12 protein-coding genes are annotated in these 13380 nt (G+C 66.2%); 7 read left to right on the forward strand and 5 right to left on the reverse strand.

What is annotated here, in order from left to right; all coding sequences use genetic code 11:
- Positions 1 to 33 precede the first annotated feature (33 nt).
- From ACOOHB_RS11270 to ACOOHB_RS11290, 5 genes are read right to left on the reverse strand one after another with little or no spacing between them, the layout of a single operon-like run.
- Complete coding sequence (locus tag ACOOHB_RS11270; protein WP_420444936.1) at positions 34 to 1245, reverse strand: CaiB/BaiF CoA transferase family protein; 1212 nt, start codon at positions 1243 to 1245, stop codon at positions 34 to 36.
- A 43-nt stretch (positions 1246 to 1288) separates the two neighbouring features.
- Positions 1289 to 2182, reverse strand: a complete 894-nt coding sequence (locus tag ACOOHB_RS11275) for a TauD/TfdA dioxygenase family protein (protein ID WP_420444937.1) — start codon at positions 2180 to 2182, stop codon at positions 1289 to 1291.
- Positions 2179 to 3237 carry an LLM class flavin-dependent oxidoreductase gene (locus ACOOHB_RS11280; protein WP_420444938.1) on the reverse strand — a complete coding sequence of 353 codons (1059 nt, stop codon included), beginning with the start codon at positions 3235 to 3237 and terminating at the stop codon, positions 2179 to 2181. Before ACOOHB_RS11280 ends, ACOOHB_RS11275 begins: the two co-directional genes overlap by 4 nt.
- Positions 3234 to 4613, reverse strand: coding sequence for a cytochrome P450 (locus ACOOHB_RS11285; protein ID WP_420444939.1), 1380 nt, complete (start codon positions 4611 to 4613; stop codon positions 3234 to 3236). Before ACOOHB_RS11285 ends, ACOOHB_RS11280 begins: the two co-directional genes overlap by 4 nt.
- Before the next feature lie 5 nt (positions 4614 to 4618).
- A complete protein-coding gene (locus ACOOHB_RS11290; RefSeq protein ID WP_420444940.1) occupies positions 4619 to 5914 on the reverse strand; it encodes an MFS transporter in 1296 nt (431 codons plus the stop codon).
- Between the two features lie 159 nt (positions 5915 to 6073).
- On the opposite strand from ACOOHB_RS11290, the gene ACOOHB_RS11295 reads away from it, so the two are divergent.
- The 7 genes from ACOOHB_RS11295 to ACOOHB_RS11325 all read left to right on the forward strand — a co-directional run bounded on the left by ACOOHB_RS11295 (position 6074) and on the right by ACOOHB_RS11325 (position 13245).
- Positions 6074 to 6916, forward strand: coding sequence for a nitrilase-related carbon-nitrogen hydrolase (locus ACOOHB_RS11295; protein ID WP_420444941.1), 843 nt, complete (start codon positions 6074 to 6076; stop codon positions 6914 to 6916).
- Between the two features lie 73 nt (positions 6917 to 6989).
- Complete coding sequence (hydA, locus tag ACOOHB_RS11300; RefSeq protein ID WP_420444942.1) at positions 6990 to 8399, forward strand: dihydropyrimidinase; 1410 nt, start codon at positions 6990 to 6992, stop codon at positions 8397 to 8399.
- A 66-nt stretch (positions 8400 to 8465) separates the two neighbouring features.
- Positions 8466 to 9467 (forward strand): TIGR03842 family LLM class F420-dependent oxidoreductase, encoded by a 1002-nt coding sequence (locus ACOOHB_RS11305; RefSeq protein ID WP_420444943.1) that lies wholly within the window; start codon positions 8466 to 8468, stop codon positions 9465 to 9467.
- A gap of 10 nt (positions 9468 to 9477) precedes the next feature.
- Entirely contained in the window at positions 9478 to 10455 is a 978-nt protein-coding gene (locus ACOOHB_RS11310) for an ABC transporter permease (RefSeq protein ID WP_420444944.1), read from the forward strand.
- A gap of 44 nt (positions 10456 to 10499) precedes the next feature.
- Positions 10500 to 11288 (forward strand): ABC transporter ATP-binding protein, encoded by a 789-nt coding sequence (locus ACOOHB_RS11315; protein ID WP_420446901.1) that lies wholly within the window; start codon positions 10500 to 10502, stop codon positions 11286 to 11288.
- A complete protein-coding gene (locus ACOOHB_RS11320) occupies positions 11285 to 12067 on the forward strand; it encodes an ABC transporter permease (RefSeq protein WP_420444945.1) in 783 nt (260 codons plus the stop codon). Before ACOOHB_RS11315 ends, ACOOHB_RS11320 begins: the two co-directional genes overlap by 4 nt.
- A 50-nt stretch (positions 12068 to 12117) precedes the next feature.
- The gene (locus ACOOHB_RS11325) at positions 12118 to 13245 is read left to right on the forward strand and encodes an ABC transporter substrate-binding protein (protein WP_420444946.1); all 1128 of its coding nucleotides are present in this window, start codon (positions 12118 to 12120) and stop codon (positions 13243 to 13245) included.
- Positions 13246 to 13380 lie beyond the last annotated feature (135 nt).

Consider the following 13380-nt stretch of genomic DNA (forward strand, 5'->3'; position numbering starts at 1 on the left):
GACTCCCACCAGACCGTTTCGGTTCCGTGTCGTTCATGAACGCTCGTCGGAGCCCGCCGCCGCCGCGAACATGTCCTCCACAAGCACGCCCGATTGTCGCAGCGCCTCGATCTCTGCGCGACCCGAGCCAAGCCATTGCGCCAGCACTTCGTCGTTGTGCTCGCCCAAGTGAGACGCCAGCGCGCCCGGGGTGACGCCGGAGGTCGCCGAGGTTTCCGCGGTGATGCCCGTGAATCGGTAGGGCGTCTGGCTCACGCGCCGGGTGCCCCCGTCACGGGCGTCGATCTCTACCGACGAGCCACGATGAACCGCCGTGGGCGACTCATGCGCCTCCGCCGTCGTGCGGATGTCGCCCCAGGCCAGGTTCGCCTGGTCGAGTGCAGCCAGCATCTCGGCTCGGGTTTCGAACGAGCTCAGGAACGCGTTGATCGCATCGGAACGGTGCGACCGCTTGGTCGGAATGTCGGCGTCAGCAGGCGAGGGATCGGCTATCTGATGAGTCTCGCTCAGCTGCTTCCAGATCCACCGGAAATCGCCTGCGGTCAAGATTGGCCCGTCGACGCCGTCCCACACCAGCCCGCCTTGAGACTGGTAGGACACACCATCGAGTCCTGCCTGGCTGCCCTCATCGGTGGCCAGAAACGATTCGAGCATGGCGATATCGATGTGCTGGCCGTGACCAGTCAGCTCCGCGACACGCAGCGCCGCCAGGACGCCGATCGACCCATGCAGCGATGCGTTGGTGTCAGCCACCGCCAGGTACGGCTCCTGTAGCGGCTGCTGGTGTATCTCGGCCGTCCGAGCCAACCATCCCGATTCACCGTGCAGCACCGGCGCGTAGGCCGCCCGATGCGATTCGGGACCCTCCTGGCCGAACCCGCTGATCGACAGCATCACCAGCGCCGGGTTCACCTCGGACAATTCGGCAAAAGACAGGCCATGACGCGCCATGACGCCGGGGCGGAAGTTCTCGATGAGCACGTGCGCCTTCGAGGCGAGGCCCTTCACCGTCTCGGACCCGCCCTCGGCGCGCAGATCGATGCAGACGTTGCGCTTGCCGACGTTCTGTTGGGTGTAGAAGCCCGCGAGACCGGCTCGGGTCACTCCCCACAGACGGGAGATGTCGCCTTCGGGCGGCTCCACCTTGACCACGTCTGCGCCGAGGTCGCTGAGGATCCGCCCGGCGAACGGTCCCGCCAGCACGCGGCTCATGTCGATCACCCGGATACCAGCCAGCGGTTTCATCGGCGTTCGCTCCCGTCGCCTGCCTGCAGCGCCCGATCGGCCCTCAACGGGGCCGATCGCCCGCGATCGTCACCCGCAGCATGTGCCGGCGCTGGCCGTGGTAATCGTTCAACGCGTAATGCTGGACGCTGCGGTTGTCCCACATGGTGAACGTGCCCGGCTCCCAGCGGACCCGGCAGGTGAACTGCTCGTGCACCGAGTGAGCCCACAGCATCTCGAGCAGCGCCTTGGATTCATTGCGACGCATGCTTGAGATGGCCTCGGTGAAGGGTCGGTTCACGTAGAGCGCCTTCGCACCGGTCTCGGGATGGGTGCGCACGACGGGGTGAGTGACCGTGGCTTGGGCCTCGTCGGACACGTCGACCGCCATCGAGCCGCGATCGGATGAGTGGCGGTCCGAATCGCCGCCACGCCCGTACTGGCTGGCTGCGGAGTGCATCGCCGTCAGGCCTTCGGCGATGCGCTTCATCGTGTCGGACAGCCCGAGGTACGCAGCCTGCTGGTTGGCGAACAGGGTGTCGCCGCCGAATCGCGGTACCTCCACCGCAAAGAGCGCAGTGGCCATCGGCGGGCATGGCAGGAACGACATCTCCGAATGCCAACCGCCACCGAAGTTGACGGTCTCGTGGGGCTCCTTGATGATCGGCACCACGTCGGGCTCAGCGGAGGTGCCGCCCAGGTAGGGATGGCGCTCCAGCTCCCCGAAGCGACGGCCGAAGCGCGCCACGTCGGCCTCATCCATCTGCTGGTCGCGGATCACCACCACGTGGTAGGCGCACAGCGCTTCACGGATCGCAGCGCACCCCGCATCGTCCAGTGAGTTGACATCGAGCGGACCGCCACCGACCGCCCACAGCTCGACACCCAGCGCGCCAGCCAGGGGCCGTACGTCGAGAACACCCTCTGCGGCTGGCTGTTGTGCTGCTGTCGTGCTCATCGCGCATCGCTCCCCTGCTGCGCTCCGCGGGTCGCTCCCGCAGCAGCCGTGGCCGCCAGCGGATCTGCTTGCCGCAGTCGCCGTGCCACTTCCCCTGCCGCAAGTATCGCCTCGTTGGGGTCGGGACCGCACGGGGTCATGTTCACGTGCCGGCAACCCGCCTCAAGGTACGGCAAGAAGAACTCCACGATGTCATCGACGGTGCCATAGGGCGTGTACTTCTCGAAGGCCTTGAAGGGCACGCGGTAGAAGCGTTCGAGCTCGGGGCCGACACAGCCCGCCGCCTGTTCCCGGCTGTCGCCGATGCCAACCCACAATTGGATGCCATGGTCGGGAACGTCCGGGGCCGCACCCAGAACCGTCCGCTCGGTCGCAGCAGTCTCGGCGTAGAGGCGCAGTGCCGCCTGGTAATGCTCGATGGTGCACCAGATGCCCAGCCACCCATCGGCGAAGCGTCCGGCGCGGCGGATCGCCGCATCGGATCGCCCGCCGACGTAGGTCGGGATGGGCGGGTCGGGCACCGGGATGATGCGGGCTTGTGACAGCGAGAAAAACTCACCCTCGTGATTGACGGTCTCGCCGCCCAGCAGCCGCAACACGATGTCGAGCGACTCGTCGGTCCGCCGCCCGCGCGTGCGGGGATCGACGCCGCACACTTCGACCTCGTGCCGGTCGTCGCCGCCGATGCCGACGCCGAAACTGATTCGCCCGGGGGCCATTTCGGCCAGGTTTGCCAGCTGGCGGGCGACGGGAACCGGGTGACGCAGCGGCAGGAGGTACACACCCAGGTAGACGCCCAGGCTCGGGTGGAGATTGGCCAGCGCTGCTGCGGTCACCATGCCGTCATTGCCGTGACCGATCCGGAAGCTGACGTGGTCGGCGAAGAACATGCAATCGATGCCGGCATCGGCGACGAGCTCCACCATGCGGCGGCGCTGCGCCCATGGTCGCGACCAGAGCTTGATGTCGGGCGTGACACCGACCCGGATGGGCGGCACCTCGCCATGTGCTGGCGTCGAAACTGGCTCCCCATTTCGGCTAGTGCTGTCGCTCACTGGGCCTCCTCGGTAAGAGGTGTGTCCCAGATCACCGGCAGGTGCTTGAAGCCGTGCTGGAAGTTCGACAGCAGTCGCTGCGGCGGGCGGGCGGGATCGAGCCGCAGGTTCGCCAGCCGCGACAGCGCCTCGGAGAACATGGCGGTCATCTGGCGGCGCGCCAGGTGCGCACCCAGGCAGAAGTGCGGTCCAGCGCCGAAGGTGAGATGGTCGTTCGGGCTGCGCTCGATGTCGAAGTGGTCGGGCTCGGCGAACACGGCTGGATCCCGGTTCGCCGCCACGTGAAAGACCACCACTTTGTCGCCCGCCTGAATTGGGCAGCCGCCCAATTCGACGTCACGCGAAGCAGTACGCCGGAAGTGCACGACCGGCGGTATGAACCGCAGCATCTCCTCGATGGCGCCGGGCAGCAGAGCGGGGTCCGCGAGCAGCTTCCCAAGCTGATCGGGATGCTGCAGCAGCGCCCACATGCCGCCCGGAATGCCGTTGCGCAGCGTCTCGTTGCCCGCCACCGCGAACAGGAAGAACATGGTCTCGAACTCTTCGTTGGTGATGCCGCCCTCGTCGTCGGGCGCCGCCAGCAGGATCGACACCACGTCGGAGCCCGGATTCGCTCGCTTGTGTTCGGCGAGGTCAAGGGCGTAGGCGTACATGTCTGCGAGGCCTTCGCGGGAGCGAGGGTCGGGCATGCGGCCGTCGGACCCCGGGCGGATCTCGGCGCGCACCTCCCGGGAACGCCGCGCCATCTCCGTGCCGGTCGCCGGGTCGAACGCGTCGGAGACCGCGTACTCGGCGTCCTGGTAGCCGATGACCCGGTTGGACCAGTCGAACAGCAGCATCCGGTCCTCGGTCGGCACGCCCATGATGTCGGCGAGCGTCAGCAGCGGCAGTTCGGCCGAGACCTCCTTGGCGAAGTCGGCGCGGCCGCGGTCCGCCACGTTGTCGACGAGCATCCTGGCCCGATCCGAGATCGTGGCCTCCAACTCCGCCACTGCACTGGGCGTGAACGAGCGCATGAGCAGTCGCCGAAGCCGCGTGTGCTGCGGGGGGTCCTGGTTGAGCATCATCCGCTGGACAAACATGAGCATCTCGGCGGTCTTCGGATCGCGGATCTGCGTGCCGCCGAGGTGGGACGAGAATGTCCCCGGGTCGCGCAGCACCCGGTTCATCAGCTCGTGAGTGAGCACCGCCCAGAAGCCGGGACCCGGTTCCCAGCCCATCAGTTCGGGCTCACCGATCCAGTGGACCGGAGCGTGAGCTCGAAGCTCGGCGATCAGGTCATGGGGCACGCCGTCCACAAACGTGCGCGGGTCGAACAGCGGTGTCGGGTCCGGAGCCGTGCCGGTGCCACCAGATCCTTCGATGGCTGCGGGCATCCCGCTCAGCCTGCCACCTGGCGTTGGGGCACATCGGTGCTTGGGGTTCCGCGAGTCGAGCGGATCGGAGGAGCAGGCGGCTTGGCAAGCACGAAGAACAGCATTCCCATGCCCGTCAAGATTGCGAGTGCCACGAAGCCGAAGGCATAGCTGCCGGTCATGTCAGCCAGCCAGCCCGCCGCCAGCGGGCCGATGACCGGTCCCATCATCACGATGACCGAGCTGATGCCCATAATTGCTGCGAACGAGGACGAGCCGAAGTAGTCGGCCCGCAGCGCCTGCATGAGCGGCCCTCGTGCTCCCCACGCCAATCCGTGCAGCAGCAGGAACGCCACGATGATCGCCAGATTCGGCGCCCATGCCAACAGCAGCAGGCCCGCAGCGTGTCCGAACATGGCAACCGAGGCGATGAGTCGTTTGTTGACGCGGTCGCCCAGCCAGCCGCCGACGGCCATGCCAGCCAGTTGCATCAGCGGCAGCGCTGCAGCGACGAAGCTGGCTCGCTGCAGCGAGTATCCCCGTTCAGCCGTCAGATAGAGCTGGAGGTGCGCCATGACGGCACCCACCACCAGCAAGGCGCTCATGTGCCCGAGCGAGATCATCCAGAACGCACGCGTGCGCACTGCCTCGGCGGCGGTGAAGTGGATGTCCGAAAGTCCCTCGGCGCGCACCGTGCGGCTATTGGAGACAACTACGGCGCCGCCGTCGACCTCTTGGCCGTAGTCCTCGGGCCGTCCTTCGAGGTACTTGGCGAGCCACCAGGCCACAATGGCGCCCCCGACGCCGGACACCGCCGCGGTGGTGCGCCAGCCGAAGCGTGAGAACGACAGCACCACCAGCGGCACGCCCATGCCGCCGAGGGCGAGGCCCATGCCGCCGATTGCCAGCGCTCGTGCCCGCAACCGCTCGAACCAGCGCACGATCGAAACCGTCACGGTCAAGAACCCGCAGAATCCGGTGCCGATGGCGAGTATCAGGAACGCGCCATAGAACTGCCACAGCGAATGGATCTGGCTGAACGCCACAAAGCCGATTGCCATGAACACGGCCCCGGTTCGAGCAATGGCCCGAGGCCCGAAGCGGTCAAGCAACCAGCCTTGGGCGGGTCCGAGCAGCGCCGTCTCGGCACGGTTCATGGCGAACGCGCCTGACAGGGCCGTCTTGCTCCAGCCGAATTCCTTCTCGAGCTCGACGAGGTAGGAGCCCATCGCGTGCATCACCAAGGCGGCCTGAAGGCCTTGCGTGATTCCTCCGGCGGTCACCACCCTCCAGCCGCGGAAGGCGGTGCGCCGTTTGGACATCGGTACATCCTGCCCGATAGGGCCTGTACCGCGTCGGACGCATCTGGCGACACCGTATGGACGCTGTGGGGGAAATTGCCCCCTTGCGCCCTGATCTAAGCTCCCTTCTTTCCATTCACCACGGAAACTCGTCCACCCATCGAGCGAGGGAGGCACCACATGGCCCGAACAGTCACCGCCGCGATCGTCCAGGTGGCCTGGACCGGCGACAAGGAATCCATGATCGAGCTCCACGAGAAGCACGTCGCCGCCGCCGCCGCCGCCGGTGCCAGGGTGATGTGCTTTCAAGAGCTGTTCTACGGACCCTATTTCTGCCAAGTGCAGGACGCCGAGTACTACTCCTACGCGGAAGCCATCCCCGATGGCCCAACCACTCAGCGTTTCTGTGAGCTCGCCGCCCAGCACGAGATGGTGCTCGTCGTGCCCATGTACGAGCGAGAGAAGGCCGGGTTCCTCTACAACACCGCAGCCGTGATCGACGCCGACGGGACCTATCTCGGCAAGTACCGCAAGAACCACATCCCGCAGGTCAAGGGGTTCTGGGAGAAGTTCTATTTCCGGCCTGGCAACCTCGGCTACCCGGTATTTGAGACCGCAGTCGGCACCATCGGCGTGTACATCTGCTACGACCGACATTTCCCCGAGGGCTGGCGGGCACTCGGGCTCGCCGGAGCGGAGATCGTCTTCAACCCCTCCGCCACCAGCCGGGGACTGTCCGCCTACCTGTGGCAGCTCGAACAGACCTCCGCTGCGGCGGCCAACATGTACTACGTCGGGGCCATCAACCGGGTCGGCATCGAGCCGCTCGGCGACAACGATTTCTACGGGACGTCGTACTTCGCCAACCCGCGGGGCCAGATCGTGGAGACGGCCGCATCGGACCGGGACGAAGAGCTCATGGTGCGCGAGCTCGACCTCGAAGTGATCGACGAGGTCCGCAACCAGTGGGCCTTCTACCGGGACCGCCGCCCCGACTCCTACGGGCCGCTGACGGCGCCCTGAGCCGGGTGATCCTGACCCGGATCACCGACGACACTTCCACAACGCTGAGCTAGCCGCACAGGGGGACACGACGATGGCGACGCTGATCAAGGGAGGCACCGTTGTCAGCTCGACCGGCGCGGATCCGGCCGAGGTGCTCATAGACGGTGAGCAAATCGTGGCCGTTCTGCAACCAGGCAGCGACATCGCGGATGCGGCCGCGCGGGGCGCCGAAGTCGTCGACGCCACCGGACGGCTGGTAGTGCCCGGCGGGGTGGACGTGCACACCCACATGGAGCTGCCTTTCGGCGGCACCTATGCGTCCGACACGTTCGAGACGGGATCGAGGGCCGCGGCCTGGGGTGGCACCACCACCATCGTCGACTTCGCGGTGCAAAAGACCGGCGAGAACGTGCGTGAGTGCCTTGACGCCTGGATGGCCAAGGCCGAAGGCAACTGCGCTGTGGACTTCGGCTTCCACATGATCATCGGCGGCGTCGACAACGACTCGCTTAAGGAAATGGACCTGCTGGTCAACGAGGGCATCACCAGCTTCAAGCTGTTCATGGCCTACCCGGGAGTGTTCCTCGCTGACGACGGACAGATCCTGCGGGCCATGCAGCAGGCAGCCGGCAACGGCGGGCTGATCATGATGCACGCCGAGAACGGCTTGGCCATCGACGTGCTGGCCGCGCAAGCCGTCGAGCGGGGCGAGACCGCTCCGGTCACCCACGGCTACGTGCGGCGAAAAGAACTGGAGTCTGAGGCGACGCACCGGGCAATCCAGCTGGCCAAGGTGGGGGCAGCGCCGCTGTACATCGTGCATCTGTCTGCGGCCGAGGCGTTGGAGCAGGTGGCGCTGGCGCGCGACGCCGGCATGAACGTCTTCGCCGAGACCTGCCCGCAGTACCTGCACTTCAGCCTGGAGGAGCACCTCGACCGACCCGGATTCGAGGGGGCGGCCTACGTGTGCTCGACGCCGATTCGCTCGCGGTCCGAAGGCCACCAGGACGCACTGTGGAAGGGCCTGCGAACCAACGACCTAGCCGTCGTGTCCACCGACCACTGCCCGTTCTGCATGAAGGAGCAAAAGGAGCTGGGTCTCGGCGACTTCCGGGCGATCCCCAACGGCATCGGCGGCGTCGAGCATCGCATGGACATGATCTACCAAGGCGTGGTCACCGGCGAGATCGGCCTGCCTCGTTGGGTCGAGCTGTGCGCCACCACCCCGGCTCGCATGATGGGCCTGTACCCCCGCAAGGGGATCATCTCAGCGGGTGCCGACGCCGACGTCGTGATCTACGACCCCGACAAGCGGTGGACCGTCAGCGTCGACAACCATCACATGAACATCGACCACTCGGCGTACGAGGGTGTCGAGGTGACCGGCCATGTCGACACCGTGTTCTCCCGGGGTCGCAGGATCATCGACGACGGCCAGTACCTGGGCCGCGCCGGCGACGGGAAGTACCTGCCCCGTGGCCTCTGCCAATACCTGCAGTAGGAGGCGCCGCCAAGACCCAGCTCGACTACACGTAATTCCCGCTGATCAGATCGGAGGATTGAGAACATGGATTTTGGCGTTGTTCTGCAAACGGATCCTCCCGCGTGGCGAGTGATCGACCTGGCTCGGCGGGCTGAGACCCTGGGCTTCTCCTACGGGTGGACGTTCGACAGCCACGTGCTGTGGCAGGAGCCGTACGTGATCTACAGCCAGATGCTGTCGGCCACGAATCGGATGGTCGTCGGCCCGATGGTCACCAACCCGGGCACCCGGAACCCGACGGTGACCGCCTCGATGTTCGCCACGCTCAACGACATGTTCGGCAACCGCACGGTGTGCGGCATCGGCCGGGGCGACTCGGCCATGCGAGTGCTCGGGCACACCCCCACCAGCCTCGCCACGCTGGCCGAGTCGATGACCGTCATCAAGGGCTTGGCCGAGGGCCGCGAGGTCGAATACAACGGCACGCGGCAGCAATTCCCGTGGTCGGCGGGCAGTCGGCTCGACATCTGGATGGCCGCCTACGGGCCGCGGGCGCTGCAGCTCTGCGGCGAGCAGGCCGATGGCTTCATCCTGCAGCTGGCTGACCCTCAGATCACCGAGTGGACCGTCGCCGCCGTCCGGAGGGCCGCGGCAGAGGTTGGTCGCAATCCCGACGACCTCTACATATGCGTCGCCGCGCCTGCCTACGTCGGCGACGACCTCGCCCACCAGCGCGATCAGTGCCGGTGGTTCGGGGGCATGGTCGGCAACCATGTGGCGGACCTCGTGGAGCGTTACGGCGACACCGGCGGCGCGGTGCCTCAAGCACTCACCGACTACATCTCCGGGCGCGAGGGCTACGACTACGCCGAGCACGGCAAGGCCGGCAACATCCACACCGACTTCGTCCCTGACGACGTGATCGACCGGTTCTGCATTCTCGGCGACGCCAGCAGCCACATCGCCCGGCTCGCCGAGCTGCGCGAACTGGGCGTTGACCAGTTCGCCATCTACCTGATGCACGACGCCAAAGACGAAACACTGAGCGCCTACGGCCAGCAGATCATTCCGGCGCTGGGAACCTGACCGGCGCGTCGTGCAAGCAGACACCGCTACCCCGGCGACGATCGACCCGATCGTCCGAGACCAGTTTCTTCGACAGCAGGCGGCCCGCGAGCGCCGGCGCGCCCGAGCCCGCCAAACCTTGCGCCAGGTGGTCGTACTGGCCCTGTTCGTGTGCCTGCTGGGCCTTGCCTATACCGCCTACAAGAAGGTGGGAACAGCCATCGACGACGGTCAGTCGAGCTGGCCTGTGATCGGGTCGTTCCTGCCCGAGACCAACGACTTGAAAATGCCGCCGGTGACCGACATCGTCTCGGGGATCTTCGCTGAGCCCAGGGGCACCGGCCAGGCCTTCTGGACGATCATCGCCACCGAAGCTGCCTTCACGCTGCGAGAGGCAGCGGTGGGGTTCACCATCGGGGTATTGGTCGGCTTGGGCATCGCCATCGTGCTCACCACGTCGGGGCGCTTGGAGCGTGCGCTGGTGCCCCACGTCATCGCCAGCCAGACCATTCCGCTGATCGCCATCGCGCCCATCATCGTGATCTGGGGCCGCAAGAGCTTGGACTTTCTGCCCTTCGAGTGGCAGGACTGGATGTCGGTTTCGGTCATCGCCACCTACCTGACCTTCTTCCCAGTGACGATCAACGGCCTGCGAGGCCTGCTGTCCCCCCGGTCCGAGGACCTCGAGCTGATGGACTCCTACGCGGCACGATGGGGCCAGACGCTGTGGCGGCTGCGCTTGCCGGCATCGCTGCCCTACTTGTTCGCTGCGTTCAAGATTGCGGCCACGGCCAGCGTCGTAGGCGCCATCGTGGGCGAGATCTCTGCCGGGGTGAAGGGCGGGCTGGGCCGCCGGGTGCTGCTGGAGGCCCAGCGCTACACGACGGGGCCCGAACGCCTCTATGTAGCCGTGCTGGGGGCGGCGGTTCTCGGGATCGTCGTTTTCTCGGTGATCTCGTCGGTCGAGTACGCGCTCGTGGGACGCAAGGGCCGGGAGGCTGTCACATGAGCGACGGGCACATGAGCGACGGGCACATGAGCGACGCCGGCGACATGGACAACCTCGACGGTGCGGCAGCCGTCGAGGTGGAGGGCGTCTCCAAGGTGTTCAACCCGGGGCGCCCCAACGAGGTCGTCGCACTCACCGACATCGACCTCCGGATCGGCTCCGGCGAGTTCGTCACGCTGATCGGCCCGTCCGGCTGCGGCAAGAGCACCCTGCTGAGGCTGATTGCTGCGCTGATCGACGTGAGCGACGGGTCGGTCAAGGTCAACGGCAAGCCGGCCGACCGTGCCCGTCTCGACCGCGACTACTCGATGGTGTTCCAGAGGGCAGGTCTGTTCGACTGGCGCAACGTGTCGCGCAATATTGAGCTGCCGCTCGAGCTGATGAGCTGGAAAGCGGCCGACCGGCGGCAGCGCTCAGCCGAAATGCTCGAATTGGTGAAGCTGGGCGACTTTGCCAAGCACCATCCGGCGGAGCTGTCCGGCGGCATGCAGCAGCGCGTCGCCATCGCTCGGGCGATGTCGTTCGATCCGAAGCTCTTGTTGATGGACGAACCGTTCGGCGCGCTCGACGAGATGACCCGCGAGCACATGCAGAACGAGCTGCTGCGGATCTGGACCGAGACACAGACCACTGTGATCTTCGTGACCCACTCCATCAGCGAGGCGGTTTTCCTGTCCACGAGGGTGGTGGTCATGTCGCCCCGTCCGGGGAAGATCTCCGCTGTCATCGACACCGACCTTGGGGAGCGCAGCGAGGCAACTCGCGACAACCCGGCTTACTTCGCCAACGTGACGGCAGTGCGAAACGCACTGCGAGGAGGTCACACCTCGTGACCGCGGCAAGGGCGCTGCTTCGCTCGTGGCTGCCGCCGGTGGTGGCCGCGCTGATCATGTTCGCCGGTTGGGAGGCACTCCTGGCTGTGCTGAACCCTGACGGTTTCGTGCTCCCGCCGCCCTCGCGTATCGGCAGTGCGGTGGCCGAGAACTTCGGCACCATCGCGACAGCGACCAGCATCACCGGTTTCATCATCGTCACCGGACTCCTCGCTGGGGTCGTGGCGGGAGCGACGGCTGCCGTGCTCGTCACAGCCTTTCGCTCGGCCAACGAGACGATCACACCGCTGGCTGTCGCCGTCAACGCGGTGCCGATCATCGCGCTGGCACCCATCTTCAACGCCTGGTTCGGGATTCTGTCGCCCCGCTCCAACCAGGCCGTCGTGGTCGTACTGGTCTTCTTTCCGGTGTTCATCAACACGACCCGGGGACTCGGGCAGCCCGAGCCCAGCCAGGTCGAGCTCATGGAGTCCTACGGCGCCGGCAAGTGGAGGATCATGCGCGAAGTGCGCATCCCGAACGCGATGCCGTACTTCTTCACTGCGCTCAAGCTCGCCACGTCGCTGGCGGTGATCGCGGCCATCGTGGCCGAGTACTTCGGCGGCCGCCAGGACGCGCTTGGCAACGTCATCACCAACTCAGCGGGGTTGACCCGCTACGACGACGCGTGGGCCGCGGTGCTGGCGGGCTCGCTGGTGGGCATTGGCCTGTACGCGCTTGCTGCGGTGCTCGAACGGCTGGTCATGCCGTGGTACTTCGCAGCGCGGAAGACGACATGAACCGATTGTTGTGCGTGAGATCCCATTTGGGAACCTAATAGGGGGGAAATATGAAGGCTAAGAACATGTTGATACGGGCGCTGGCGCCGCTGCTGGCACTCGGCCTACTAACCGCGGCCTGCACCGGCAGCGATGACGCAACCGATGAGCCCGAATTCGAGCCCATTTCCGAAGTGTCGCTGCAGCTGCAGTGGTTCACGCAGGCACAGTTCGCCGGCTACTACGCGGCTCAAGCGCTCGGCTTCTACGAAGATGTCGGGCTCGACGTGGAGATCCTCGAGGGCGGCGTTGACATCGTGCCGGCCTCGGTTCTGGACTCAGGCGCCGCCGAATTCGCGGTCTCGTGGGTGCCGAGAGGTTTGGTGCCGCGAGAAGAGGGTGCCAACATCACCAACATTGCCCAGGTGTTCCAGCGAAGCGCCACCTTGCAGGTGTCCTTCGTCGGCTCCGGTATCTCGGGGGTGAATGACCTCGAGGGCCGCACGGTGGGCAACTGGGGATTCGGCAACGAGTTCGAGCTGCTGGCGGGACTTCGCAAGAACGGGCTCGACCCGGACTCCGACGTTCAGCTGGTGCAGCAGAACTTCGACATGCTGGCTCTGATCGATGGACAGATCGACGCGGCGCAGGCCATGATCTACAACGAGTACGCCCAAGTGCTCGAGACGGTCAACCCCGACACCGGCGAGCTCTTCCAGCCTGGGGATCTCAACGTCATCAACTGGAATGACGTGGGCACGGCGATGCTGCAGGACGCCCTGTGGGCGGACGCCGACCGCCTCGATGACGATCCGGCCTACCGCGATGCGGCTGTCCGGTTCGTTGAGGCGTCGCTGAGAGGCTGGATCCACTGCCGGGACAACCCCGCCGAGTGCGTGCAAATCGTGCTCGACAATGTCTCGACGCTGGGCGAGTCGCACCAGACATGGCAGATGAACGAGATCAGCGCTTTGATCTGGCCATCTCCATTGGGCGCAGGCATCATGGATCCCGACCTGTGGGCGCAGACTGTCGATGTGGCGACCGGCGAGGGCATTCTGGCCTCGGCACCCACCGACGGCGCCTACCGCACCGACATCGCCACCGAGGCGGTGGCGAATCTGCGGGAGGCCGGCGTCGACGTCGTGGGTGACGGCTGGCAACGAGTCACCGTCGAACTGCTTCCCGGCGGCGAGTAACCACTAGCGCACTCACCAGACCGAAACGGGGTGGCGGCGGTTCAGCCGTCGCCACCCCGCTCGGCCATCTCAAACCGCTGCCCCGCCGAGGTCGCCAATGGCGCGGCTGCGGGCTGGCGCATCCTGCTGTGACTC

The organism is Candidatus Poriferisodalis sp. (genome assembly GCF_965215815.1).
Classification (GTDB): domain Bacteria; phylum Actinomycetota; class Acidimicrobiia; order Acidimicrobiales; family Poriferisodalaceae; genus Poriferisodalis.